At 72.5% G+C, this 25,072-nt stretch carries 26 protein-coding genes; 18 read left to right on the top strand and 8 right to left on the bottom strand.

Annotated elements, in window-relative coordinates; genetic code table 11:
- Window positions 1–43 precede the first annotated feature (43 nt).
- From CG736_RS20345 to CG736_RS20330, 4 genes are all read right to left on the bottom strand, one after another.
- Complete coding sequence (locus tag CG736_RS20345) at window positions 44–820, bottom strand: response regulator transcription factor (RefSeq protein WP_100587599.1); 777 nt, start codon at window positions 818–820, stop codon at window positions 44–46.
- A gap of 73 nt (window positions 821–893) precedes the next feature.
- Window positions 894–1,973 carry a S1C family serine protease gene (locus CG736_RS20340; protein ID WP_100587598.1) on the bottom strand — a complete coding sequence of 360 codons (1,080 nt, stop codon included), beginning with the start codon at window positions 1,971–1,973 and terminating at the stop codon, window positions 894–896.
- 89 nt (window positions 1,974–2,062) lie between these two features.
- Window positions 2,063–3,115, bottom strand: a complete 1,053-nt coding sequence (locus tag CG736_RS20335) for a LacI family DNA-binding transcriptional regulator (protein WP_100587597.1) — start codon at window positions 3,113–3,115, stop codon at window positions 2,063–2,065.
- Window positions 3,116–3,251: 136 nt separating this feature from the next.
- Entirely contained in the window at window positions 3,252–3,983 is a 732-nt protein-coding gene (locus tag CG736_RS20330; protein ID WP_100587596.1) for a response regulator transcription factor, read from the bottom strand.
- Window positions 3,984–4,570: 587 nt separating this feature from the next.
- Between CG736_RS20330 and CG736_RS20325 the strand changes: the two genes are divergently transcribed.
- From CG736_RS20325 to CG736_RS38980, 5 genes are all read left to right on the top strand, one after another.
- Entirely contained in the window at window positions 4,571–4,828 is a 258-nt protein-coding gene (locus CG736_RS20325; protein WP_369880225.1) for a MoaD/ThiS family protein, read from the top strand.
- A 124-nt stretch (window positions 4,829–4,952) separates the two neighbouring features.
- A complete protein-coding gene (locus CG736_RS20320) occupies window positions 4,953–5,612 on the top strand; it encodes a DUF2993 domain-containing protein (protein ID WP_052509739.1) in 660 nt (219 codons plus the stop codon).
- Between the two features lie 508 nt (window positions 5,613–6,120).
- Window positions 6,121–6,954 carry a sulfurtransferase gene (locus CG736_RS20315; RefSeq protein ID WP_100587594.1) on the top strand — a complete coding sequence of 278 codons (834 nt, stop codon included), beginning with the start codon at window positions 6,121–6,123 and terminating at the stop codon, window positions 6,952–6,954.
- A gap of 40 nt (window positions 6,955–6,994) precedes the next feature.
- The gene (locus tag CG736_RS20310) at window positions 6,995–7,285 is read left to right on the top strand and encodes a DUF1416 domain-containing protein (RefSeq protein ID WP_035864892.1); all 291 of its coding nucleotides are present in this window, start codon (window positions 6,995–6,997) and stop codon (window positions 7,283–7,285) included.
- Window positions 7,286–7,359: 74 nt separating this feature from the next.
- Complete coding sequence (locus CG736_RS38980; RefSeq protein ID WP_100587593.1) at window positions 7,360–7,755, top strand: DUF3099 domain-containing protein; 396 nt, start codon at window positions 7,360–7,362, stop codon at window positions 7,753–7,755.
- 4 nt (window positions 7,756–7,759) lie between these two features.
- Here the strand turns inward: CG736_RS38980 and CG736_RS20300 are convergent, their stop codons facing one another.
- Window positions 7,760–8,122: a DsrE family protein gene (locus CG736_RS20300; RefSeq protein WP_100587592.1), complete on the bottom strand. Its 363-nt coding sequence runs from the start codon at window positions 8,120–8,122 to the stop codon at window positions 7,760–7,762.
- 254 nt (window positions 8,123–8,376) lie between these two features.
- On the opposite strand from CG736_RS20300, the gene CG736_RS20295 reads away from it, so the two are divergent.
- The 3 genes from CG736_RS20295 to CG736_RS20285 all read left to right on the top strand — a co-directional run bounded on the left by CG736_RS20295 (window position 8,377) and on the right by CG736_RS20285 (window position 10,494).
- Window positions 8,377–8,961 (top strand): FABP family protein, encoded by a 585-nt coding sequence (locus tag CG736_RS20295; protein ID WP_043915577.1) that lies wholly within the window; start codon window positions 8,377–8,379, stop codon window positions 8,959–8,961.
- An 85-nt stretch (window positions 8,962–9,046) separates the two neighbouring features.
- Window positions 9,047–9,493 carry a Fur family transcriptional regulator gene (locus CG736_RS20290; protein WP_043915578.1) on the top strand — a complete coding sequence of 149 codons (447 nt, stop codon included), beginning with the start codon at window positions 9,047–9,049 and terminating at the stop codon, window positions 9,491–9,493.
- 44 nt (window positions 9,494–9,537) lie between these two features.
- Window positions 9,538–10,494: a folate-binding protein YgfZ gene (locus CG736_RS20285; protein ID WP_100587591.1), complete on the top strand. Its 957-nt coding sequence runs from the start codon at window positions 9,538–9,540 to the stop codon at window positions 10,492–10,494.
- A gap of 7 nt (window positions 10,495–10,501) precedes the next feature.
- Here the strand turns inward: CG736_RS20285 and dtd are convergent, their stop codons facing one another.
- Window positions 10,502–10,933 (bottom strand): D-aminoacyl-tRNA deacylase, encoded by a 432-nt coding sequence (gene dtd, locus CG736_RS20280; protein ID WP_100587650.1) that lies wholly within the window; start codon window positions 10,931–10,933, stop codon window positions 10,502–10,504.
- 347 nt (window positions 10,934–11,280) lie between these two features.
- Here dtd and CG736_RS20275 point away from each other — a divergent pair, with 347 nt between their 5' ends.
- From CG736_RS20275 to CG736_RS20265, 3 genes are all read left to right on the top strand, one after another.
- The gene (locus CG736_RS20275; protein WP_100587590.1) at window positions 11,281–11,799 is read left to right on the top strand and encodes an ABC transporter substrate-binding protein; all 519 of its coding nucleotides are present in this window, start codon (window positions 11,281–11,283) and stop codon (window positions 11,797–11,799) included.
- A 52-nt stretch (window positions 11,800–11,851) separates the two neighbouring features.
- Window positions 11,852–12,802, top strand: a complete 951-nt coding sequence (locus CG736_RS20270; protein WP_232734082.1) for an asparaginase — start codon at window positions 11,852–11,854, stop codon at window positions 12,800–12,802.
- 98 nt (window positions 12,803–12,900) lie between these two features.
- Window positions 12,901–13,116, top strand: coding sequence for a dodecin (locus CG736_RS20265; RefSeq protein WP_043915581.1), 216 nt, complete (start codon window positions 12,901–12,903; stop codon window positions 13,114–13,116).
- 89 nt (window positions 13,117–13,205) lie between these two features.
- Here CG736_RS20265 and CG736_RS20260 read toward each other — a convergent pair whose 3' ends face one another.
- Window positions 13,206–13,697, bottom strand: a complete 492-nt coding sequence (locus CG736_RS20260; protein WP_100587648.1) for an inorganic diphosphatase — start codon at window positions 13,695–13,697, stop codon at window positions 13,206–13,208.
- Between the two features lie 77 nt (window positions 13,698–13,774).
- Between CG736_RS20260 and dacB the strand changes: the two genes are divergently transcribed.
- The 6 genes from dacB (at window position 13,775) to folE (ending at window position 21,502) form a co-directional block, all read left to right on the top strand.
- A complete protein-coding gene (gene dacB, locus CG736_RS20255) occupies window positions 13,775–15,283 on the top strand; it encodes a D-alanyl-D-alanine carboxypeptidase/D-alanyl-D-alanine-endopeptidase (protein ID WP_157815661.1) in 1,509 nt (502 codons plus the stop codon).
- 114 nt (window positions 15,284–15,397) lie between these two features.
- A complete protein-coding gene (locus CG736_RS20250) occupies window positions 15,398–16,525 on the top strand; it encodes a zinc-dependent metalloprotease (RefSeq protein WP_198520559.1) in 1,128 nt (375 codons plus the stop codon).
- A 233-nt stretch (window positions 16,526–16,758) separates the two neighbouring features.
- Window positions 16,759–17,901 carry a tRNA lysidine(34) synthetase TilS gene (gene tilS, locus CG736_RS20245; RefSeq protein WP_043915584.1) on the top strand — a complete coding sequence of 381 codons (1,143 nt, stop codon included), beginning with the start codon at window positions 16,759–16,761 and terminating at the stop codon, window positions 17,899–17,901.
- Window positions 17,902–17,964: 63 nt separating this feature from the next.
- Entirely contained in the window at window positions 17,965–18,519 is a 555-nt protein-coding gene (hpt, locus tag CG736_RS20240) for a hypoxanthine phosphoribosyltransferase (protein ID WP_043915585.1), read from the top strand.
- A 221-nt stretch (window positions 18,520–18,740) separates the two neighbouring features.
- Window positions 18,741–20,783, top strand: coding sequence for an ATP-dependent zinc metalloprotease FtsH (gene ftsH / locus CG736_RS20235; RefSeq protein ID WP_100587587.1), 2,043 nt, complete (start codon window positions 18,741–18,743; stop codon window positions 20,781–20,783).
- Window positions 20,784–20,896: 113 nt separating this feature from the next.
- Window positions 20,897–21,502: a GTP cyclohydrolase I FolE gene (folE, locus tag CG736_RS20230; protein WP_043915587.1), complete on the top strand. Its 606-nt coding sequence runs from the start codon at window positions 20,897–20,899 to the stop codon at window positions 21,500–21,502.
- A 23-nt stretch (window positions 21,503–21,525) separates the two neighbouring features.
- On the opposite strand, the gene CG736_RS20225 is transcribed toward folE, so the two are convergent.
- The gene (locus tag CG736_RS20225; protein WP_100587586.1) at window positions 21,526–22,710 is read right to left on the bottom strand and encodes an alpha/beta hydrolase family protein; all 1,185 of its coding nucleotides are present in this window, start codon (window positions 22,708–22,710) and stop codon (window positions 21,526–21,528) included.
- 392 nt (window positions 22,711–23,102) lie between these two features.
- Here CG736_RS20225 and CG736_RS20220 point away from each other — a divergent pair, with 392 nt between their 5' ends.
- Window positions 23,103–24,935, top strand: a complete 1,833-nt coding sequence (locus CG736_RS20220; RefSeq protein WP_232734081.1) for a phosphatidylglycerol lysyltransferase domain-containing protein — start codon at window positions 23,103–23,105, stop codon at window positions 24,933–24,935.
- Window positions 24,936–25,072: the final 137 nt, after the last annotated feature.

Here is a 25,072-nt window from a genome sequence, read left to right as displayed (position 1 = left end):
AGCGATCTGCCGCGGAACCACCCCGTGAGCCGGCCGGCGAACTTCACGCCGCGGCGCCGTTGGCGACGGTGCGCAGCGCGTAGCCGACGCCGCGGACGGTCTGGATGATGCGGGGCATGCCGGCCTGCTCGGTCTTGCGGCGCAGGTACATGACGTAGACGTCGAGGGAGTTGGAGGAGGGCTCGAAGTCGAAGCCCCAGACGGCCTTGAGGATCTGTTCGCGGGTCAGCACCTGGCGCGGGTGGGAGAGGAACATCTCCAGCAGCATGAACTCGGTGCGGGTGAGTTCGATGGTGGTGCCGGCCCGGGTGACTTCCCGGGTCGCGGTGTTCATCCGCAGGTCGGCGAAGGCGAGCACCTCGCCGCCGTCCTCGTCGGCGGCGGTGCGGGCGGCGGCCTCCGCGGCGAGCGCGTTGCGGCGGAGCAGGGCGCGGACCCGGGCGAGGAGTTCGTCGAGCTCGAAGGGCTTGGCGAGGTAGTCGTCGGCGCCGACGTCGAGTCCGGTGACGCGGTCGCCGACGGCGTCCCGCGCGGTGAGCATCAGGACGGGCACGGTGTCGCCGCGCGAGCGCATCCGGCGGACGGCGGTGAGGCCGTCCATCCGCGGCATCATGATGTCGAGCAGCACCAGGTCGGGGCGGTCGCGTTCGACGGAGGCGAGGGCCTCGTAGCCGTCGGTGGCGGTGGTGACCTGGTAGCCCTCGAAGGCGAGGCTGGATTCCAGCGCGTCGCGCAGGGCGGGTTCGTCGTCGACCACGAGGACGCGGGCGCCGCCGCCCGGGGCCTCGGCAGGGGTGCGGTCGTCGGCGGGGGGAGTCATCGGCGCTGGGCCCTTTCTGATTCCGGTGCGGTCGTGGCCATTGTCCGTCGCCGGGGGACGGAACCGGCGGGTGTCACAGGTTCTTGCCGGCCTGCATCTGCGGCAGCACCTGCTTGACGCTGTTGATCGGGATGGCGAAGCCGAGGCCGACGCTGCCCGCCTCGGTGCCGCCGGTGGAGCCGGAGCCGCTCGCGGAGTACATCGCCGAGTTGAGGCCGATGACCTGGCCGGAGGCGTTGATCAGCGGGCCGCCGGAGTTGCCGGGGTTGAGCGCGGCGTCGGTCTGCAGCGCCCGGTAGGTGGCGGTGTCGGAGCCGGAGGCGCTGGTGGAGCCGCGCAGGCCGGGCAGGTTGGGGAAGCCGAAGCCGCCGTTGCCGCTGGTGGTGCCCTCGTCGACCTGGACGGAGACGGAGCGGTTCTTGGCGGAGATGATGCCGGAGGTGACGGTGCCGGTGAGGCCCTCGGGGTTGCCGATGGCGACCACCGGGTCGCCGACGGCCGTCGCGTCGGAGTCGCCGAGCACGGCGGTGGTCAGGCCGCTGACGCCGGAGGCGGTGATGACGGCGGTGTCCAGGGACTTGTCGGTGCCGGTGACGGTCGCGGGGGCGGTCCGGCCGTCGTGGAAGGTGACGGTGGCCCGGCCGCCGTTCACCGCGCCGGAGACGACGTGGTAGTTGGTGAGGATCTGTCCGTCGGCGGTGAGGATCACGCCGGTGCCGGTCGCGGTGCCGTTGCCGGTCTGCACGGTGATCTGCACGACGGCGGGGGAGAGCGCGGCGGCGATCGCCGAGACGTTGGCGCTGCCGTTGGCGTTGGCCGCGACCGGGCGGACCAGGGTGCTGCTCGCGGTGGTGGAGCCGTCCCGGTCCTTCACCAGGACGCCGCCGGTGACGCCGCCGAGCAGGGCCGCCATCGCGGCGACGGCGGTGGCCAGGGCGAGGCGGCTCTTCAGCAGTCCGCGGCGGGCGCGGTGGCCGCCGCGGCCGCCGGGCGGCGGCAGCTCGGGGCCGGCGGTGAAGGCGGTGGGCGGCAGGGCCGGGTACCCGGGGTGCTCGGGGTACGGCTGCTGCGGCGCGGCGGGCGGCGTCGGCGGGAGCCAGCCCGCGCCGCCGTCCTGGGGGTGGGGCTCGTGGGTGCTGCGGTGCTCGCTCATGGGAATGACGTTCCGCCCGCTTCATGAACGTTCGATGAGAGGGCGGTACGAGTTCCCCGAGAAGCGCGTCAGCTTCTCATAAAGCCTGGTCAGGCCGGAGATCGGTCCGAGTCGCCGGAGCAGCCGCAGGAACGCCGCACGACCAGCCGGGACGGGAACTTGCGGACCCGTTCGGTGTCGCTGCCGGGCACCATCAGCGAGTCGTCGAGGACCAGGTCGACGGCGGCCCGGGCCATCGCGTCCCGGTCGGAGGCGACGGTGGTGAGCGGCGGGTCGGCGAACCCGGCCTCGGGGATGTCGTCGAAGCCGGCCACCGCGAGGTCCTCGCCGACCTTCAGGCCGAGTTCGCGGGCGGCCCGCAGCACGCCGATGGCCTGGTCGTCGGTGGAGCAGAAGATCGCGGGCGGCCGCCGGTCGGAGGAGAGCAGGTCCAGCGCGACCTGGTAGGCGCCGTAGCGGTGGAACGGGGCGTCGATCAGGTGCGGCTCGGTGGGCAGGCCGTGCGCGGCCATGGCGAGCTCCCAGCCGGCCACGTGGTCGATGACCGGGTCGCCGGGGGCGGGCGACTCGACCGGTCCGCCGAAGCACGCCACGTACGGGTGACCGTGCACTTCGAGAAGGTGACGGACGACCAGTTCGGAGCCGCCGACGTCGTCGGTGACCACGGCGACGTCGTCGATCGCCTCGGGGCGGCGGTGCAGCAGCACCACCTTGGCGCCCTCCATGGCGGCGAACTCCTCGGCGGCGCGCTGCGAGGGGCCCTGGCTGACCAGGATCAGGCCGGAGACCCGCATGCCGAGGAAGGCCCGGACGTAGTGCACCTCGCGGTCGTCGACGTAGTCGGAGTTGCCGATCAGCACGAGCTTGCCGCGCTCGGAGGCGGCGCGTTCCACGGCGTGCGCCATCTCCGCGAAGAAGGGCTGCCGGGCGTCGGGGACGACCATGCCGATCAGGTTGGTGCGCCGGGAGGCCATCGCCTGGGCGACGGAGTTCGGGCGGTAGCCGAGCTGCTCGATCGCGGCCAGCACCTTTTCCCGGGTGGCCGGGGCGACCGGCCGGGGACCGTTGTTGATCACATAGCTGACGACCGCGGTCGAGGTCCCAGCCAGTCGGGCTACATCGTCGCGCGTCACCTTGGCCACGGGGGGAGTCTACGCGGGTGGCTCGGCGCTTCGAGCCCGGGTCGCACCTGGTGGGACGGGGTGCTTTCGGGACCGAACCGGACCGATCCGGGCAAGCCGGGCGAGGGGTGGCGCCGCCCGGCCGTCCGACGGCCGGTCAGCGTTCGCGGTGTGCCGCGGCTCTGTTCGGCTCGGCCCGTTCGCCGCTGCGCTCGGCCCGGTCCGGGACCACGAAGCGGTAGCCGACGTTGCGCACGGTGCCGATCAACTGCTCGTTCTCGACCCCGAGTTTGGCCCGCAGCCGGCGCACGTGGACGTCCACGGTGCGGGTGCCGCCGAAGTAGTCGTAGCCCCACACCTCCTGGAGCAGCTGGGCTCGGGTGAACACCCGGCCGGGGTGCTGGGCCAGGTACTTCAGCAGCTCGAACTCCTTGAAGGTGAGGTCGAGGACGCGGCCCTTGAGCTTCGCGGAGTAGGTGGCCTCGTCGACCGACAGGTCGCCGTTGCGGATCTCCATCGGGGAGTCGTCGACGGCGACCTGGAGCCGGCCGAGGGCGAGCCGCAGCCGGGCCTCGACCTCGGCCGGCCCGGCGGTGTCCAGCAGCACGTCGTCGATGCCCCACTCGGCGGTGACGGCGGCCAGGCCGCCCTCGGTGACCACCAGGATCAGCGGGCTGCCGATGCCGGTGGACCGCAGCAGCTGGCACAGGCTGCGGATCTGCGGCAGGTCGCGGCGCCCGTCGACCAGGATCACGTCGGCGCTCGGGGTGTCGACCAGGGCGGACCCCTCGGCGGGGGCCACCCGGACGCTGTGCAGCAGCAGGCCGAGGGCGGGCAGCACCTCGGCGGAGGGTTGCAGGGCGTTGGTCAGCAGGAGCAGTGAACTCATACCCGGCCAGTCCCCTTTCCGGGTCGTCGCGGTCGCGGCCGCCGGGGGGACGACGGACGCGGTACAGGGTGGGGGAGCGCCGACAGCCCGGAGGGGACGGCGGCGGACGGGGCGGCGGCCGTCCGGGGGTCCCGCAACCCCCGGAGTCCCACTGGTGCCTCGTCCATCGGCGTACCCTCCGCTCTGTCCGCCGACGGCCGGCACGTCGTCGTGCGGTCGGCGGCGGGGCCGGTCCGGCGGCCGGTGCGGGTGGGGCACCGTTCGCAAGAACGTCCTACTGGCGTCCTGAAAGCACAAAAGGATCCGGGGGCGACTCTGCCCGGATCCCTTACGGAATCGAGAATAGCCGACCGCCCGCGCAGTCGGGAGAGGCGCGAGCGGCGCACGGGTCCGCGACCGGCCCCGGGAGGGGTGAGGTACGACACCTTGCGCCCCCGTGATGACCTGGGAGGTTTGCCCGGCGGCGGGGGCCGCGGGCGATGATGGGCCCGCACCGGTCCGGCCGCCGTACCGGGCGAGGACCATCGAGAGGGGTTGCCGTGACCGCTGCCGCCGAAGCCCGTCGCACGCCGGATTCACCTGTGCGGGTGAGCGGAACGGTCCGCTACTGGGCCGCCGCCAAGTCCGCGGCGGGCCGGGCCGAGGAGCCGTACCTGGCCGCCACGCTGGCCGAGGCGCTGGCCGCGGTGCGCGCCGCGCACGCCGGGCGGCCGGAGCTGCTGCGGGTGCTGACCGTCTGCTCGTTCCTGGTGGACGGCGACCCGGTGGGCGGCCGGGAGCACGCCGAGGTGCCGCTGACCGAGGGCGGCACGGTGGAGGTGCTGCCGCCGTTCGCCGGAGGCTGAGCGCGGGTTTGCCCGAGTGCCGCACCGGAACCCGGGCGTCCGTGCGATCGTCCTGTCTTCGGGACCGGTCCGTCGACGAAACGGCCCGGCCGGACCGTTTCAGGGGGAAGCGATGCATGGCGCGGTGAAACTGCTGATCGGCCTCGGAGTGGTGGGCGGCCTGTTGGTCGCCGCCGACCGGGTGGCCGTCGGGGTGGCGGAGGACCAGGCCGCGGACGCGGCGGTCTCCTCCGGCTGGCTGACCAGCAAGCCGACCGTCGAGATCGGCGACGTCCCCTTCCTGACCAGCGCGGTGGCCGGCGAGCTCGACCAGGTCGACCTCTCCTCGGACGGGATGACCGTCACCGACGGCAAGGAGAAGGTGACGGTGCGCTCGTTCCGGGCCAGCCTGTCCCAGGTGAAGTTCACCGACTCGTACCGGGGCGTGACGGTCGGCCGCGGCGACGGCCAGGGCGTGGTCGACTACAAGGACCTCGCCAAGTTCATGCGCGGCGGCGGCCTGCTCAACCTGGAGTACGCCGGCCCCGGCGAAGTGAAGGCCGCGATGCCCGCCGGCGGGATCACCGGAAAGCTGCACAGCGAGGGCAACGACGTGGTCGTCGACAACCTCCAACTGACCGGCACCGCCTCGGCGTTGAAGGGTCTGGCAGGCGACCTGCTGAAGCCCCAGCGGTTCCACCTGACCGGTCTGCCCAAGGGCCTGTCGCTGGCCGAGGCCGCCCCTGAGCAGGGCGGAGTGCGGCTGCGCTTCACGGTCGCCCCCGGCACCACGCTGGGGCATTAGCGCCTGTCCGGTGGGCGAGACACGCTGTCCAGCACCGCCGGGAAAATCTTTCGGCAGCACGGGTCCGCCCGGCCCCCGCGCGGGGTCCGGGCCTGGTGGCGCGCGGTGGAAAGCCGGTAAATCTCAGGATTCGGTCGATCAGGTCTCACCATTCGACACGATGATGACAGCGCCCCTTCGGAGTCCCTAGCATCGTCGTCATGAAGCGACAGGCGGACCTCACGAAGCGGCGGGCGGTAGACCACTGCCGCGTGTCGAGCTGCCTCTGTCGAATGCGCTGACCGGGCGGTCCTGGCCCCAGTCACGGCACGCCCGGCCCCGTTCCGGCGCCGCCAACCGGTAGCAGTTGCGCACCGGTGCGTCGGGAACGACGAGCACCTCTCACGATCCACCCGCCCGGCTCTGCCGCACCTTACGTCGTCCCAATATGCGGACAGTTGTACGGACAACGCGGCCCGGGTGTTTTTCCAGCAGCCTTCCGCCAACCGCCCTCGGATGGAGAACAGCAATGAGCCGCAGCGACGTCCTGGTCGACGCCGACTGGGTCCAGGCACGCCTGGACGACCCGAAGGTCGTCATCGTCGAGGTCGACGAAGACACCGCCGCCTACGACAAGAACCACATCCGCAACGCGGTCCGGATCGACTGGAAGAAGGACCTCCAGGACCCGGTCCGCCGCGACTTCATCGACCAGGCGGGCTTCGAGGCGCTGCTGTCCGCCAAGGGCATCGCCAACGACGACACCGTGGTGCTGTACGGCGGCAACAACAACTGGTTCGCCTCCTACGCCTACTGGTACTTCAAGCTGTACGGCCACGGCGACGTCCGCCTGCTGGACGGCGGCCGCAAGAAGTGGGAGCTGGACTCCCGCGAGCTGGTCGTCGAGCAGCCCGAGCGGGCCGCCACCCAGTACACCGCGCAGCCGGCCGACTCCTCGATCCGCGCCTTCCGCGACGACGTGATCGACGCGATCGGCACCCTGAACCTGGTCGACGTCCGCTCGCCCGACGAGTTCTCCGGCAAGCTGCTCGCCCCGGCCCACCTCCCGCAGGAGCAGTCGCAGCGCCCCGGCCACGTGCCGAGCGCCAAGAACGTCCCGTGGGCGAAGAACGCCAACGACGACGGCACCTTCAAGAGCGACGACGAGCTGAAGGCGCTCTACGAGGCCGAGGGCGTCGACCTGGCCACCGACACCATCGCCTACTGCCGCATCGGCGAGCGCTCCGCGCTCACCTGGTTCGTCCTGCACGAGCTGCTCGACCAGCAGAACGTCAAGAACTACGACGGCTCGTGGACCGAGTACGGCAGCCTGGTCGGCGTGCCGATCGAGCTCGGCAACTGAGCCCCGGCTCGCGCGAAGCAAAGAAGAGGGAGACACAGACATGTGCGGTGCGAAGGCCGGCGGCCCGGACCTGGCAGGAGTTGACGTGGCGAACGAGACGATCATCCAGGGTTCGGTGACCCGCAACGAGGAGCCGGTCAACGGCTACGTGCGGCTGCTGGACGAGAACGGCGAGTTCACCGCCGAGGTCCCGACCTCGGCGACCGGGCAGTTCCGGTTCTTCGCCCGCCCGGGCAAGTGGACCCTGCGGGCCCTGGTGCCCGGCGCCACCGTGGACCGCCAGGTGGTCGCCACCCAGGGTGAGTTCACCGAGGTCGCGATCGCGGTCTGACGACCGCGGACAGGATCGAACCGAGGGCCCCGGCCGTCTTCTGACGGCCGGGGCCCTCGGCCTACCCTGGAAGCGTGCAGGCACACCGGCGGCACGTGCGCTACTTCGTGATGATGGGCGTCTGTCTGGGACTGTTCGTCCTCGCCTGGGGCGTGGTGCGGTTCTTCTCGGTCGGCGCCGCCATCGGCATGTGCGTGGTCGCCATGGCGATCCCGCCGCTGGCCGCCGTCCTCGCCAACCGGCGCGACAAGGACGACGACTGGTGGAACGACCCGCGCTGGGACGACCCCCGCTGGGAGCAGCGCGGCCACGACCCGGACCGGCCGGACCGCGAGCCGCCCACGGACCCGTGGGGCGGCCAGCGCTTCGGCGATCCGGGCTTCGACGACCCGCGCTGGGACGACCCGCACTGGGAGCAGCCCGGCCACGACCCGGACCGGCCGGACCGGGAGCCCCCCGAGGAGCGGTAGTGCGTCAGTAGACGAGCGCCTGCGCGCCGTCCGCCATCACCTCGGCCAGGAACACCTGCGCGCCGGCGATCCGCACGCCCTCGATCACGTCCGCCTGGGCGATGCCCCGGCGCGCCGCGCACTGGGTGCACAGCGTGACGGTGCCGGCGGCGAGGATCGCCTCCAGCAGGTCCGGCAGCGGCGCGGCGTGCGGCAGTTCGAACTCGGCGGCCTTCCCCGGCAGCGCGAACCACGAGGACTCGCCGGTGAGCCAGAGCGAGACCGGGACGCCGCTGGCGACCGCGACGGAGGCGACCGTGAAGGCCTGCGAGCAGCGCTCCGGCGCGTCCGCACCGGCGGTGACCTTGATGACCAGCTTCTTCGACATGCCCCAGAGACTACGGCCGCAAGGGCCGCCCGATAGACTCCCGGCCGTAGTGGAAAGCCCCGTTCCTCCGTCGAACCCGCCCCTGGGAGCACACCGTGTCCGGTCTTGAGATCTTCTTCGAAAGCCTGCTGGTTCTGGTGGCCGTGCTGATCACCTGGTTCGCCATCTTCTCCGTGATGAAGCTCTACCAGGGCCAGCGCTGAGCGCTGCCGTACGGTTGAGCCGGTAACCGTCCGACGACAGCAGCCAGGACCATGATCGAGATTCCTTCCGACCTCCACCGGGACGTCGTCCCGCTCGCCTTCCTCCTCGGTACCTGGGAGGGCGCGGGCGTGCACGACTTCCCCGGCAGCGAGAAGTGCAACTTCGGCCAGGAGATCGTCTTCCGCCACGACGGACGACCCTTCCTGGAGTTCCGCTCCCGTACCTGGGTGCTGGACGAGCAGGGCGAGAAGGTTCGCCCGCTGGAGATGGAGCACGCCTTCTGGCGGGTGACCAGCAACCAGCACGGCACCAGCGGCGAGCGCGAGATCGAGGTCTCCTCGGTGCGCGACGACGGCACTGTGGAGATCTGGTACGGCAAGCTGCACGACGGCAAGCCGCAGATCGACCTGGCCACCGACGCGGTCGCCCGGATCGAGGGCGCGGCCCCGTACAGCGGCGGCAAGCGCCTGTTCGGCCTGGTGAAGGACGAGCTGCTGTGGGTCGGCGAGAAGGCCGCCCCCGAGGTGCCGCTGCGGCCGTACATGTCGGCGCAGCTGAAGAAGGTGCTCAACCCGGCGCAGCTGATCAAGGACGTCAACGACCTCCCGGACGACGGGATCGCGTTCTTCCGCTGATCGGACGAGCGTTGCCGAGTGGGGGACCGACCGGGCGGTCGGTCCCTACACTGGTCGGCACGACCTCTCGACGGGCAGGGACATCGTGGCGAACACCGACACCACCGACTGGAAGGCCGACCTGCGCGAGCGCGGCTACCGGTTGACCCCGCAGCGCCAGCTGGTGCTGGAGGCCGTCGACGTGCTCGACCACGCCACCCCCGACGAGATCCTGGTACAGGTCCGCCGCACCGCCAGCGGCGTCAACATCTCCACCGTGTACCGGACGCTGGAGCTCCTGGAGGAGCTCGGCCTGGTCTCGCACGCCCACCTCGGGCACGGTGCGCCGACCTACCACCTGGCGGGCCGGCACACCCACCTGCACCTGGTCTGCCGGGACTGCGACCAGGTCACCGAGACCGACACCGCGATCGCCGCGCCGCTGATCGACAGCCTGCGCACCGAGCACGGCTTCGACACCGACCTGAAGCACTTCGCCATCTTCGGCCGCTGCGCGGACTGCACCGCCAAGGCGGCGGACGGCCGGTCGTAGGCCGCGGCCCCTGGACCGGTGCCGCCGGTCGTAAGCTGGCCGGTATGAAGAGCCCGCTGCTTGCGCTGCCCGGCGCCGTCGCCGCCGAAGGTCCCGACGAGGGGGTCGCCGCCCACTACGGCGACCTGTTCCGCGAGCAGCGCGAACTCGCCGCCGGTCGCGGTTTCACCGATCTGTCGCACCGCGGCGTGATCACCGTGACCGGCCCGGACCGGCTGAGCTGGCTGCACCTGCTGCTCACCCAGCACGTCAGCGACCTGCCGCCGCAGCAGGCCACCGAGGCGCTGGTGCTCTCCCCGCACGGGCACGTCGAGCACGCGCTCTACCTGGTCGACGACGGCGCCACCACCTGGATCCACGTCGAGCCCGGTACGGCGCCCGCGCTGGTGAAGTACCTGGAGTCGATGAAGTTCTGGAACCGGGCCGAGGTCGCCGACGCCACCGCCGACTGGGCCGTGGTGTTCCTGCCGGCCGGCTCCACCACCCCCGCCGACCGGGCCGCCGCGGTGCGGGAGCTCCCGTGGGGCCGTGACCTGTTCCTGCCGCGCGCCGAACTCGCCGAGGCCGCCGCCGAGTTCGGCCCGGCCGCGGGCGTCTGGGCGTACGAGGCGCTGCGGATCGAGGGGCACCGGCCGCGGCTCGGCTTCGAGACCGACCACCGCACCATTCCGCACGAGGTGGACTGGCTGGGCAGTGCGGTGCACCTGAACAAGGGCTGCTACCGCGGCCAGGAGACCGTCGCCCGGGTGCACAACCTGGGGCGCCCGCCGCGCCGGCTGGTCTTCCTGCACCTGGACGGCACCGAGGAGAAGCTGCCCGCGCACGGCGCCGAGGTCCGGGTCGACGGCCAGGAGCGGCCGGTCGGCTTCGTCACCTCCGCCGCCCGCCACCACGAGCTCGGCCCGGTCGCGCTGGCCCTGGTCAAGCGCAACACCCCGGTCGACGCGGTGCTGCTGGCCGACGGCGTGCCCGGCAGCCAGGACGTGATCGTCCCCGCCTGAGCGGCTCTCAGACCTCCAGCAGGACGGTGAACGGCCCGTCGTTCACCAGCGACACCTTCATGTCGGCGCCGAACCGCCCGGTCTCCACCTTCGCGCCCAGCGCGCGGAGTTCGGCCACCACCGCGTCCACCAGCGGTTCGGCGACCGGGCCGGGGGCGGCGGCGTTCCAGGTGGGGCGGCGGCCCTTGCGGGCGTCGCCGTAGAGGGTGAACTGGCTGATCACCAGCAGCGGGGCGCCGAGCTCCGAGCAGGACTGCTCGGGGCTGCCGGGGAACAGCCGCAGCGTCCACAGCTTGCGGGCCAGTTGGGCGGCCTGCGCCGGGGTGTCCTCGTGGGTGGCGCCGACCAGGACGCACAGGCCGGGCCCCTCGATCGCGCCGACCGTCCCGCCGTCCACCGTCACGGCCGCCTCGGCGACCCGTTGCACCACTGCTCGCATGCCGCCCATTGTGCCCGCACGTCCGCGCCGGGGGCGCACACCTCCGGGTTGCGCGCGGGGGTCGCACATGATGCGCCCCGATCGGTGCAGGTGAACCCGTGGCGGGGATTCTTCGTACTAGCCAGGGGTGTTCGCCAGGGGGCCGTTCGGGTACTCGGGCGTGCGGGGCCGGGGCCCGGGGTGGCACGCTGTCCGACGGCCCGGGGCCATCCGGGCCCCGAGGGGGCGTCCGCCGTCCCGGCGAACCGCGTCACCCGCACGAGTGGCATCGCCCGCCGGGGGGAACCCCGGGAGACGGGCGGCCGTGCCATCGGCGGGCCCAGGTACTACGGCAGGTGGTCGGATTGATGGACGTGAGCGCGGTCGACGAACTGGCCGGCCTGGCCCTGGAAGACCTGCGGGTGCTCCGCCGGGACGCCCTGGAGCAGGAGGCCGACCTGTCGTACCTGCGCCGCCTGCTGCACGGCCGGATGGACATCCTGCGGGCCGAACTGGAGCGCCGGGAGGTCCCGCTGGCCGGCGCCAGCGAGGCGCAGTGCGCGCTGCTCGACCGGCTGCCCGCCATCCTGGCGGACGCCCCGTCCGCCACCCGCCGCCCGGCCCGGCACCTGACCCTCGGCCCGCCGCGCGGCGAGCGCTACCGGCTGGAGGCGGACGCCCTGATGGGCGACGTGCAGCTGGCCGACCTCGGCGCTCACGCCACCGCCGACCTGCTGGCCGCCGTCGAACGGCTGGCCGAGCACGAGCGCGAGGTGTCCGGGCGCCGCCAGACGCTCCAGCGCACCGCGGACGACTGCGGCGCGGAGATCACCCGCAGGTACCGTGAAGGGGAGGCCCGGGTCGAGGACCTGCTCGGCGGGAGCTGAGCGGGCGGACGCGGGCCGCATCCACCCTCACCGCATTCCTGGAGACCCGCCCGTGTCGCAGTCAGCCCTGCCCGCCCTCGCCGAGGTCATACGCTCCGGCTTCGTCGAGGGCCGCCACCGCGGTTCGCTGGTCCTGCTCGACGCCGACGGCACCGTCGCGTACGCGCTGGGAACCCCCGAACAGCCGGTCTACCCGCGCTCCGCCGCCAAGCCGTTCCAGGCGCTCGCCACCCTGCGGGCCGGCCTGGCGCTGCGCGGCGAACAGCTCGCGCTGGCCGCCTCCAGCCACTCCGCGGAGCCCTTCCACCGGGCCGCGGTCCGCCGGATGCTGGCCGACGCCGGCCTCACCGAGGCCGCCCTGCGCACCCCCGCCGAGCTGCCGCTGGACCAGGTCGAGGCCGAGGAGCTGCTGCGCTCCGGCGGGGAGCCGGCGCCGATCCTGATGGACTGCTCCGGCAAGCACGCCGGCTGGCTGGCCGCCTGCGCCGCCAACGGCTGGGACCTGGAGGGCTACCTCGACCCCGAGCACCCGATCCAGCGACTGGCCCGCACCGCCCTGGAGGAGGCCGTCGGCGAGTCGGCCGCGCACACCGGCACCGACGGCTGCGGCGCCCCGCTGCTGGCCGTCCCGCTGACCGGCCTGGCCCGCGCCTACCGGGCCCTGGTGCTGGCCGAGCCGGGCACCGAGCAGCGCCGGGTCGCCGACGCCATGCGCGCCCACCCCGAGTACGTGGCCGGCACCCGCCGGGCCGACACCTGGCTGATGCGGGCGGTGCCCGGCGCGCTGTCCAAGATGGGCGCGGAGGCCGTCCAGGTCGTGGCGCTGGCCGACGGCCGGGCCCTGGCGTTCAAGATCGAGGACGGCGCGGAGCGCGCCCGGGGCCCGGTGCTGGCCGCCGCGCTGCGCCGGCTGGGCGTCCAGGACCCGGTGCTGGAGCGGATCGCGGCCTCCCCGCTGCACGGCGGCGGTCAGGTGGTCGGCGAGGTCCGCGCGGCGTTCTGACGCCCCGTCGGGCGAAGCCGGGATGCCCGGCCCGGCGCCCTGGTGCACGGTGGACGACGGGGGAGCGTCCGCCACCGCCGCACCAGGGAGTACTAGCCATGTCCGACCACACCTACCGGGTCACCGAGATCGTCGGCTCCTCGCACGAGGGCGTGGACGCCGCCATCCGCAACGGCATCGCCCGCGCCGACCGGACCCTGCGCCACCTCGACTGGTTCGAGGTGGTCCAGGTCCGCGGGCACATCGAGAACGGGACGGTGAAGCACTTCCAGGTCGGCCTGAAGGTCGGGTTCCGGCTCGACGACGGCGACTGACCGGCCGGCGCGGAACGTGCGAGGGGCGGGAGTCCGAACCGGACTCCCGCCCCTCGCACGGGTGCTGCCGCCCCGGAGGGCGGGACGGCTCAGTGGCCGCCCTGCTCCTGCAGGCGCTTGATCGAGGCCTCGACCTCGGCCTCGGCCTCGGCCCGGCCGACCCAGTCGGCGCCCTGGACGGACTTGCCGGGCTCCAGGTCCTTGTAGACCTCGAAGAAGTGCTGGATCTCCAGGCGGTCGAACTCCGACACGTCCTGGATGTCCTGCAGGTGCGACCAGCGCGGGTCGGTCGCCGGGACGCACAGCAGCTTGTCGTCGCCGCCGGCCTCGTCGGTCATCTGGAACATGCCGATGGCACGGCACTTGATCAGGCAGCCGGGGAAGGTCGGCTCGTCCAGGATGACCAGCGCGTCCAGCGGGTCGCCGTCGTCCGCGAGGGTGCCCTCGACGTAGCCGTAGTCGGCCGGGTAGCGGGTCGAGGTGAAGAGCATGCGGTCCAGGCGGAGGCGACCGGTCTCATGGTCGACCTCGTACTTGTTGCGCGAGCCCTTCGGGATCTCGATCAGGACGTCGAACTCCAACGGTTCCTCCAAGGGTTGGGACTGACAGAATCCAAGTGTCTCCTACGGCAGGGAGTGCTCGGGAAAGGGGCCGGTCGGTGAGATCAGGGGCAGGGACGGGACGCGGGCGCAGAACGGCGCTCGTCGGGGTTCTGGGGGCGGCGCTGGCCGCGGGGGTGCTGACCGTCGCCGATCCGGCGCTGGCCCAGCCCTCGCCGGGCGCGGGCCGCCCGGACGGGCACAGCAGCAAGCGCGCCGACGACGGGCACCACCAGGGCGGCGGCGGGAACGGCAACGGCCAGCAGGAGCGGCGCGGCAACCGGCACCGGGCGGTGCCGGTCAAGGGGCCGGTGCTGTCCGCGGGGGACGCCAAGGACAGCCACGCGCCGACCGGCACCGGGCTGCGCAGCGCGCTCGGCGCCACCCTGCAGGACAAGTCGCTCGGGACGCTGAACTACGCGGTCGCCGACGCCGCCACCGGAGAGTTCCTGGTCGGCGCGAACGAGAACACCCCGGCGACGCCCGCCTCCACCACCAAGCTGGCCACCGCGGTCGCCGCGCTGTCCCTGCTGCCGGCCGGCCACCGGATCGCCACCACCGTGGTGCAGGGCGCCACCCCCGGCGAGATCACCCTGGTCGGCGGCGGCGACCCCACGGTGACCGCGCTGCCCGTCGACCAGATCCGGATCGGCGGCGCCCCCGTGGACGTGGACAGCGCGCCCGCCTCGATGGCCGACCTGGCCCGCCGCACCGCCGCCGCGCTGAAGGCCGCCGGCACCACGGGCGTCAAGCTGTCCTACGACACCTCGCTGTACAGCGGCCCGCTGCTGCACAAGGAGCACGACGGGACGAACATCGGCGCGGTCACCCCGCTGATGGTCGACGAGGGCCGGATCGACCCGCGCTCGCCCGACGAGGCCCCGGCCCGGGTGTTCGACCCGCCCGGGCAGGCCGCCGAGTCCTTCGCCGGCTTCCTGAAGGCCGAAGGCATCACCGTCCAGAACAAGGCCGCCCAGGCCACCGCCCCCGCCGGGGCGAAGGAGCTGGCCCGGGTGGAGTCGCCGGAGATCGGACGGCTGGTGGAGCGGATGCTCACCACCTCCGACAACCAGCTCGCCGAGGCGGTCGCCCGGCAGGTCGCGCTCGCCGCCAAGCAGCCCGCGAGCTTCGAGGGCGGGGCGGCCGCCGTCACCGCCGAGCTGTCCAAGGTCGGCGTGCCGATGAACGGCGTGGTGCTCACCGACGGCAGCGGCCTGGCGTCGGCCAACCTGATCCCGCCGCTCACCCTGGTGAAGCTGCTCGGCCAGGCGGCCTCCCCGCAGCACCCGGAGCTGCGCCCGGTGATCACCGGCCTGCCGATCGCCGGCTTCACCGGCACCCTGGTCAGCCGGTTCGGCGCGAAGTCCGGGGCCGGCGACGCGGCCGGCATCGTGCGCGCCAAGACCGGCTCGCTGTCGAACGTCAACACGCTGGCCGGCACCGTCGTCGACAGCGACGGGCGGGTGCTGGTGTTCGCCCTGATGACCCGGACCACCAGTCCCGACCCGTTCCCGACCCGCGCCGCGATCGACCGGATCGTCGCGAAGATCGCCGCCTGCGGCTGCTGACGCCCCGTCGGTCCGCCGACCCCGGGTCGGCGGACCGGCCGCCGCCGTTGTCTCCCCCGGGCGGGGGCGAGCACGTACGGTGAGGGCATGACGAGCGCGAACAGCGGTGCGGAGATGGTCGACTGGGATCTCGCGGTGGCGACCGCGGTGCGCCTGGCCCGGCCCGGGCCCCGGGTCGGCCGGGAGGAGGCCCGCACGGTGGTCTCCGAACTGCGCCGGCACGCCGTCGAGGCCGAGCGGCACGTACGCGAGTTCACCCGGATGGGGACGGGTGAGGACACACCCGGGACCCCCGTCCTGGTGGTCGACCGGCCCGGCTGGGTGCGGGCCAACGTGGCGGGCTTCCGCACCGTGGTCCGCCCGCTGACCGACCGGCTGGCGGCCCGCCGCCCGGACGGCACGGGCGTGGCGGCGGCCGGCTCGGTGGGCGCCAAGGCCACCGGCGTGGAGGTCGGCGCGGTGCTGGCGTTCCTGTCGGGGAAGGTGCTCGGCCAGTACGAGACCTTCGCCCCGGCCCAGCTGCCCACCGCCCCGGACAGCCCCGAGGGCCTGTTCGACCAGCCGCGCCGGGGCCTGGCGACGCCGCCCGGGCGGCTGCTGCTGGTGGCGCCGAACATCGTCCAGGTGGAGCGCGAACTCGACGTCGCCCCGCACGACTTCCGGCTCTGGGTGTGCCTGCACGAGGAGACCCACCGCACCCAGTTCACCGCGGTGCCCTGGCTGCGCGACCACATCCAGTCCGAGGTGCAGGAGTTCCTGGCGCAGACCGACGTCGACCCCTCGGCGCTGCTGGACCGGCTGCGCGAGGCGCTCGGCGGCCTGCCGGGCTTCGGCGGCCGCGGCAACGGCTCCACCGCGGCCGGCCTCGCCGACCTGGTGCAGACGCCCGCGCAGCGGGAGATCCTGGCCCGGCTGACCGCCGTGATGTCGCTGCTGGAGGGCCACGCCGACGTGGTGATGGACGGCGTCGGCCCGGCGGTGGTGCCCTCGGTGGCGGAGATCCGGGAGAAGTTTCAGCGCCGCCGCGACCGCGGCAGCGGCCGGCTCGACCTGGTGCTGCGCCGGCTGCTCGGCATGGACGCCAAGCTGCGCCAGTACCAGGACGGCGCGGTGTTCGTGCGCGGCGTGGTGGAGCGGGTCGGGATGGACGGCTTCAACCGGGTGTGGACCTCGCCGAACACGCTGCCCACCAAGGACGAGATCCACGACCCCGCGTCCTGGGTGGCCCGGGTGGTCGGCTGAGCCCGCCGCCCGGGCGGGCGTCGGGTGCGGCCCGCGGTGGACGGTCAACCGGGCGAGTCGTTCACCTGGCGGCAGCCGTAACGTTTCTCCATTCACCCGTACGTGGGACCGTGGATCCGCCGTTGGCGCGGGGGGCGTGGGCGGTGGCCGGATTCTGCGACCATCTGTGAGCGCCTGGTGACCGAGAGCTGACAGGCGGCCGACGTACCTCCCTCCGCCAAGGAGTGCCAACCATGGGTCCACACCCCGCTGTCGCGGCGATACGCCTCGCCGTCCGCCGTACCCTCGCCGAGCTCGCCGCCGAGGCGGGCGTCACCCCGAGTGAGCCGGTGCGCGCCCGCACCGCCCCGCCGGCCCAGGCCGCGCCGCTGCCCGCGCTGGCCACCACCGCGACGGTGCCCGGCACGCTGATCGGCAACGCCCGCCGCCACCCCTCCGGGCTGCCCCGCACCCCGGCCGCGCCCGGCTCCCCGCTGGTGCTGGTCGCGGTCTCCGGCGGCGCGGACTCGATGGCCCTGGCCACCGCCACCGCCTTCGAGGCCCCCAAGCTCGGTCTGCGGGTCGGCGCCGTCACCGTCGACCACGGCCTGCAGGACGGCTCCGCCGAGCGCGCCGAACAGGTCGCCGTCCGGCTGCGCGAGCTCGGCCTGGACCCGGTGGAGGCGGTCGCGGTGCACGTCGGCCGCGAGGGCGGCCCGGAGAACGCCGCCCGGGAGGCCCGCTACGCCGCGCTGGACTCGGCCGCCGAACGCCACGACGCGCTCGCCGTGCTGCTCGGCCACACCCGCGACGACCAGGCGGAGACGGTGCTGCTCGGCCTGGCCCGCGGCTCCGGCGCCCGTTCGCTGGCCGGCATGCCCGCGCAGAAGGGCCGCTACCGCCGCCCGCTGCTGGAGCTCGACCGGGCCGCCACCCGGCAGGCCTGCACCGCGCAGTCCATCCCGGTCTGGGACGACCCGCACAACGCCGACCCGGCCTACACCCGCTCCCGGGTCCGCCACGAGGTGCTGCCGGTGCTGGAGAAGCACCTCGGCGGCGGCGTGGTGGAGGCGCTGGCCCGCACCGCCCGGCTGTTCCGCGACGACGCCGACGCACTGGACCAGTGGGCCGCCCTCGCCGAGCGCGACCTGCACGGCCCGGACGGGGCGCTCGACGTCGGCAAGCTCTCCGAACTGCCGCCCGCGGTGCGCCGCCGGGTGCTGCGCCGGGCCGCGCTGCGCGCGGGCTCCCCGGCCGGCGACCTGTTCGCCCGCCACCTGGAAACCGTGGATCTGCTGGTCACCGGCTGGCGCGGCCAGGGCCCCCTGCACCTACCCGGGGGCGTCGAAGCCGTGCGTCGGTGTGGCACGCTGGTGTTTCGGCGACAGGGCGACTGAGCTGACACGAGTCGTACCGCCGCTGCCGAACCCAGACCCCGAACGTTTGAGGACGTATCCCCGGTGGACCAGAACGACATGGGCGCAGACCTCGCGAAGGTGCTCATCAGCAAGGACGAGATCGACGCCAAGCTGGTGGAGCTGGCCGCGCGGATCGACCAGGACTACGCCGGGAAGGACCTCCTGCTGGTCGGTGTCCTCAAGGGCGCCGTGATGGTGATGGCCGACCTGGCCCGGACCCTGCACAGCCAGGTGACCATGGACTGGATGGCGGTCTCCTCGTACGGCATGGGCACCAAGTCCTCGGGCGTGGTGCGCATCCTGAAGGACCTGGACACCGACATCGCCGGCCGTGACGTGCTGATCGTCGAGGACATCATCGACTCCGGTCTGACGCTGTCCTGGCTGCTCGGCAACCTCGGTTCGCGCGGCCCGGCCTCGCTGAAGGTGTGCACCCTGCTGCGCAAGCCGGACGCCGCCAAGGTGGAGATCGACGTCGAGTACGTCGGTTTCGACATCCCCAACGAGTTCGTGGTCGGTTACGGCCTGGACTACGCGGAGAAGCTGCGCAACCTGCCGTTCATCGGCACCCTGGCCCCGCACGTCTACGGGGGCTGAACCGTTCGGGCGACGGGTGGGAACAGTGCCCTGTTCCCACCCGTTGTGCGGGGGTAGGAAAATAGGCTGCACCGTGGTGTGATCCCGTCGTGAGCGGGGGCCGCTGCGGTACGGTCCAATCAAACGCTCGTCTTACGAGCACATATCGGATGCGCCGCGGCCCACGGCCGACCAGCGCCCGTTGAATGGCAGGAGGGACGGGGCGGTGACGCCCCGCATGGATGGACGTCAAGCGATACTTCCGTGCGCCGATCATGTGGGTCGTGCTGGCCGCCCTCGCCGTGTTCGCGCTGATGGAGCTCGTCTCGGACTCGAGCGGCTACAAGACGGCGGACACCGGTCAGGTCATCAGCGCGATCGACAACAACCAGGTGAAGTCGGCGCAGCTCACCACCGGTGACTCGAACCTCATCAAGATCCAGCTGCAGGACGGCCAGAAGCTGAAGCCGGGCGCCAACGGCAAGGCGCCGTCCGGCACCCGCTTCCAGGCCTCCTACACCGGCGACCAGCAGGCCGCCGATCTGGCCAAGAACCTTCAGACCAAGTACGCCGGCGGGCAGATCCCGGACGGTTACACCGTCAGCCCCGAGAAGCAGTCGACCTTCGTCAGCCTGCTCTTCTCGATGCTGCCGATCGTGATCATCGTCGTGGTCTTCCTGTTCCTGATGAATCAGATGCAGGGCGGCGGCTCCCGGGTCATGCAGTTCGGCAAGTCCAAGGCCAAGCTGCTCACCAAGGACACCCCGAAGACCACCTTCGCGGACGTCGCGGGCGCCGACGAGGCCGTCGAGGAACTCCACGAGATCAAGGAGTTCCTGCAGGAGCCGGCCAAGTTCCAGGCGGTCGGCGCGAAGATCCCCAAGGGCGTGCTGCTGTACGGCCCGCCCGGAACCGGCAAGACCCTGCTGGCCCGCGCCGTCGCGGGCGAGGCGGGCGTCCCGTTCTACTCGATCTCCGGCTCGGACTTCGTCGAGATGTTCGTCGGCGTCGGCGCCAGCCGGGTCCGCGACCTGTTCGAGCAGGCCAAGGCCAACGCCCCGGCGATCATCTTCGTCGACGAGATCGACGCCGTCGGCCGGCACCGCGGTGCGGGCCTCGGCGGCGGCCACGACGAGCGCGAGCAGACCCTCAACCAGCTGCTGGTCGAGATGGACGGCTTCGACGTCAAGGGCGGCGTCATCCTGATCGCCGCCACCAACCGCCCCGACATCCTGGACCCGGCGCTGCTGCGCCCCGGCCGCTTCGACCGGCAGATCGCCGTCGACCGCCCGGACCTCCAGGGCCGACTGGACATCCTCAAGGTGCACCAGAAGGGCAAGCCGATCGCGCCGGACGTCGACCTCTCGGCCGTCGCCAAGCGCACCCCCGGCTTCACCGGCGCCGACCTGTCGAACGTGCTGAACGAGGCCGCGCTGCTCACCGCGCGTTCCGACAAGAAGCTGATCGACAACCTGATGCTGGACGAGGCGATCGACCGCGTCGTGGCCGGTCCGCAGAAGCGCTCGCGGATCATGTCCGACAAGGAGAAGAAGATCACCGCGTACCACGAGGGCGGACACGCCCTGGTCGCGGCGGCCTGCAACTACTCCGACCCGGTGCACAAGATCACCATCCTGTCCCGGGGCCGCGCGCTCGGCTACACCATGGTGCTGCCGGACGAGGACAAGTACTCGACCACCCGCAACGAGATGCTCGACCAGCTCGCCTACATGCTGGGCGGCCGGGCGGCGGAGGAACTGGTCTTCCACGACCCGACCACCGGCGCCTCGAACGACATCGAGAAGGCCACCGCCACCGCGCGGGCCATGGTCACCCAGTACGGCATGAGCGAGCGCCTGGGCGCGATCAAGTTCGGCTCCTCCGACTCCGAGCCCTTCCTGGGCCGCGAGATGGCCCACCAGCGCGACTACTCCGAGGAGGTCGCCGGGCTGGTGGACGAGGAGGTCAAGAACCTGATCGAGACCGCGCACAACGAGGCCTGGGAGATCCTGGTCGAGAACCGCGACGTGCTCGACAACCTGGTCCTCGAACTGCTGGAGAAGGAGACGCTGAACAAGGAGCAGATCGCCGAGGTCTTCGCTCCGGTCATCAAGCGTCCCCCGCGTCCGGCGTGGACCGGCTCGGCCCGCCGCACCCCGTCCACCCGGCCGCCGGTGCAGTCGCCGAAGGAGCTGGCGCTGACCAACGGCGCCGTCTCCGGCACCGACAGCCCGGTCGACACCGTGAAGCTCCCGCCGGCCGACGGCGGCCAGGTCGAGAGCTGACCTGACGAGCACCTGTTCGGAATGGATGCCGCGTTTCCGGGGTTTGTACCCTGGAGGCGCGGCATTCGTGCTGCACGGACACTGTTTCCCCTTTGACGAGCAGCGAGGCACGCATGATCGATCCGGTGACGCTCGACGGTGAGTTCCCCGTCGGCGAGTTCGACCAGAAGCGGGCCGAGAACGCCGTCCGCGAACTGCTCATCGCCGTCGGCGAGGACCCGGACCGCGAGGGCCTGCTGGAGACCCCGGCCCGGGTCGCGCGCGCCTACCGGGAGATATTCGCGGGCCTGTGGCAGCAGCCGGAGGACGTGCTGACCACCACCTTCGACCTCGGCCACGACGAGATGGTGCTGGTCAAGGACATCGAGGTGTTCTCCACCTGCGAGCACCACCTGGTCCCGTTCCGCGGCGTCGCGCACGTCGGCTACATCCCCGCGACGACCGGCAAGATCACCGGCCTGTCCAAGCTGGCCCGGCTGGTCGACGTGTTCGCCCGCCGCCCGCAGGTGCAGGAGCGGCTCACCAGCCAGGTCGCGGACGCGCTGATGCGGATCCTGGAGCCGCGCGGCGCCATCGTGGTGATCGAGTGCGAGCACATGTGCATGTCGATGCGCGGCATCCGCAAGCCCGGCGCCACCACCGTCACCTCGGCGGTCCGCGGCCAGCTGCGCGACCCCGCCACCCGGGCCGAGGCGATGAGCCTCATCATCGGGCGCTGACCGCCCCGGGGGTTGCGCCTCCGTCAGGGCCGCGGTTCGCGGTCCTGCGGGGGCGCGAGGTGGTCGCTGAGCCACTCCAGGGTGGCCGGCAGTTCGCGGCGCCAGGTCTCGAAGGAGTGGCCGCCGTCCGGCAGCAGCAGTGAGTCCACCAGGAACTCGGGGTGGTCGTCGGAGGCCTGCTTGGCGGTGCCGAGGAACTTCTCGGTCGCCGGGTAGTCGTCCTCGGCGTGGGTGGAGACCACCAGCAGGGCCGCGGACGGCGCCGGCAGGTTCTTCAGCCGCCAGTTCAGGTCGGACCGGTGGGCGGCTTCCGCGTCGCCGCCGAACAGGTCGCCGTCGGTCCAGCGGTCGTTCGGCACGGTGTAGTCGGGGTGCATCCCGGCCGCGTTCCGGTACGCCTCGGGGTGGCGCATCGCCAGGCGCAGCGCGCAGGACCCGCCGGTGGAGTAGCCGAACACGCCCCAGGACTCCGCGGTCCGGCCGACCCGGTACGCGGAGCGCAGCGCGGTCGGCACGTCCTTGACGAACCAGGTCTCGGTCTTCGGCCCGCCCGCGACGTCCACGCACTCGGTGTCGCGCGGCGGGGCGACGGTGGGGCGGGCCATCACGATCACGGTGGGGGCCATCTGACCGGTGCGCTGCAGTTCGGCGGCGGTCTGCGGCAGCTCCAGCTCCTCGACCAGGTTCAGCGTCGGACCGGGGTAGCCGGCCAGCGCGACCAGCACCGGGAAGTGCTGGCGGTTGTAGCGGGGATTGAAGTACTCGGGTGGCAGGTAGACGAACATCTGATCGGACAGGCCCGACTCGGGGCCGGTCACCCTCACCGAGTCGACCCGGCCGACCTGTTCGGGCGGGCCGGGCGGCAGCACGTCCTTGACCGTCTCCAGCCCGCCGTCGGTGGTCGGCTGCACCAGCTTGTCGCTCTCCGGGGCGGCGCCGGGCGTGCGCCCGGAGGTGAGCGCCAGCGGGGCGGCCTTGCCGGGGCGCAGCAGGTCGTCCCAGGAGGTGTAGAAGCCGTAGGCGTTGTTCACCGACAGCAACAGCACCGACAGCGCCGCCACCTGAGTGACCGTCAGCAGCCCGAGTCGCCCCAGCACCGGCAGTGGCCGCTGCCGCGACAGCCGCGGCCACAGCCAGAGGGTGGCGACCAGGGCCGCCGCCCCCACGACGATCAGCAGGTACACCAGTGTTCCGCTGGTCAGCTCCATGCGTTCCGGCCCTCCTCGACTCCCGCTCGTTCAACCTTGTCTGACGGACCGTCGGGTGTCAGTGGGGGTAGTCTGACCGAGCGTCGGAAACCAGTACGAACGGACGACTGCGCGAACGGGAACCGTCGCCCTAGAATGCGGCGTCCACGGGTAGGAATCGCGCCGAACCGCCGAGCCGGCGGCCACAGGTGCGGCATCGGTGGTACCCGCGGTGTCCCCCGGTCCGATGAGTGCAGCCGTTCGAGTTGCGCCTCGGGCGGGCCCCTTTCATCCGTCCGGTGGACCCCTCTTGACGTGCGGATTGCCAGAAAAAGGAACAGTCATGAAGGTTCATCACAACCCGGCTCCCGGGGTGCGCGAGCAGCACCCGGGTGCCTCTAGGCTGGGTTCCCATGAGCGCTCCCGTGTCCGCTGAGACGACGTCCGACCAGCCCCGCCGGCGGGGCTTGCAGGCGCTCCGGTCCCAGGCATCCGCCGTGCCGCGGCAGTGGCTGCCGGGCGTGGTCGGGTACGCCTGCCTGGCGATCGGGCTGATCGACATCACCTCGGCGGTCTTCCCCCGCTTCCGGGCCACCCGGATGCACACCTGGGCCGGCCAGCTGCCCGGCGGCACCACCACGCTCGCCGCCGCCGGCACCCTGATGGTCGGCATGCTGCTGGTGCTGCTCGCGCACGCGCTGCGCCGCCGCAAGCGGCGCGCCTGGCGCGCCGTGTGCGTGCTGCTGCCGGTCGGCGCCGCGCTCCACATGCTGCGCTGGCACCAGTTCGTGCAGGCCGCGATCTCGCTGGCGCTGTTCGCGGTGATGCTGATCCACCAGCGCGAGTTCTACGCCAAGGCCGACCCGCGCACCCGCTGGCGCGCGATGCTCAACTTCGTCGTGCTCGCCGTCGTCTCGGTGCTGATCGGCCTGGCCGTCGTCTCCGTCCGGTGGAAGTACGAGGTCGGCGACCCGTCGCTGTACCAGCGGCTGGAGCACGTCGGCTACGGCCTGTTCGGCTTCGAGGGCCCGATCCACTACACCAGCGACCGGATCAGCGACCTGGTCGGCTACTCGCTCGGCGCGCTCGGCCTGGTCACCGCGCTCACCACCGCCTACCTGGCGCTGCGCCCCGAGAAGCCCGAGCCCGAGCTCACCCCCGAGGACGAGCTCAAGGTCCGCGAACTGCTCGCCCGGCACGGCAAGCGCGACTCGCTCGGCTACTTCGCGCTGCGCCGCGACAAGAGCGTGCTGTTCTCGCCCACCGGCAAGGCCGCGATCTCCTACCGGGTGGTCTCCGGCGTGATGCTCGCCTCCGGCGACCCGGTCGGCGACGTCGAGGCCTGGCCCGGCGCGATCAAGGTCTTCATGACCACCGCCCGCGAACACGCCTGGGCGCCCGCCGTCATGGGCTGCTCCGAGGTCGGCGGCGAGGTCTGGACCCGCGAGGCCCACCTGGACGCGCTCGAACTCGGCGACGAGGCCATCGTCGACACCTCCACCTTCTCGCTCTCCGGCCGCGCCATGCGCAACGTCCGCCAGATGGTCAAGCGGATCGAGCGCAACGGCTACTCCTGCAAGGTCCGCCGGGTCGGCGACCTCACCCTGGAGGAGAAGCGCCAGATCGCCGACGCCGCGGCCCGCTGGCGCGGCACCGACACCGAACGCGGCTTCTCGATGGCCCTCGGCCGCTTCGGCGACGTCGGCGACGACGAGTGCGTGGTCGTCACGGCGCACAAGGCCCCCAAGGAGGGCGAGAGCGGCGACGACCTCAAGGCGGTGCTGCACTTCGTCCCCTGGGGCGACGACGGCATCTCGCTGGAACTGATGCGCCGCGACCGGGAGGCCGACCCCGGCCTCAACGAACTGCTGATCGTCGCCGCCCTCCAGGAGGTCGGCGCGATGGGCATCCGGCGGGTCTCGCTCAACTTCGCGATGTTCCGCTCGGCGCTCGCCCGCGGCGAGCGGATCGGCGCCGGACCGGTGCTGCGGGCCTGGCGCGGACTGCTGGTCTTCCTGTCCCGCTGGTTCCAGATCGAGTCGCTGTACAAGTTCAACGCGAAGTTCCAGCCCACCTGGGAGCCGCGCTTCCTGGTCTACCAGCACACCCGCGACCTCCCGCGGATCGGCTTCGCCGCGATGCAGGCCGAGGCGTTCATCACCCTGGGCATGCCGCGCTTCGGCCGCAAGCGCCAGCGCCAGGGGCTCATGCCGGAGGCTCCGGCGCAGCTCAGCAGGGCCGCGTAGCGGAGGAGAGGGCGAGAAGACAGGGGCGCGGGGAGACTCGCGCGAGCGGTTGGGTGCGAGATCAGGGGCGCGGGGAACTGCGCGAGCAAGGAGTGCACGTCCGCAAGGTCGCGATCAAGGGCGAGTCATCGTCCTGC

The organism is Kitasatospora sp. CB02891, assembly GCF_002803145.1.
Classification (GTDB): Bacteria; Actinomycetota; Actinomycetes; order Streptomycetales; family Streptomycetaceae; genus Kitasatospora; species Kitasatospora griseola.
The sequence above is the reverse complement of the archived record's forward strand: the minus strand, read 5'-3'. Positions and strand labels throughout refer to the sequence as shown.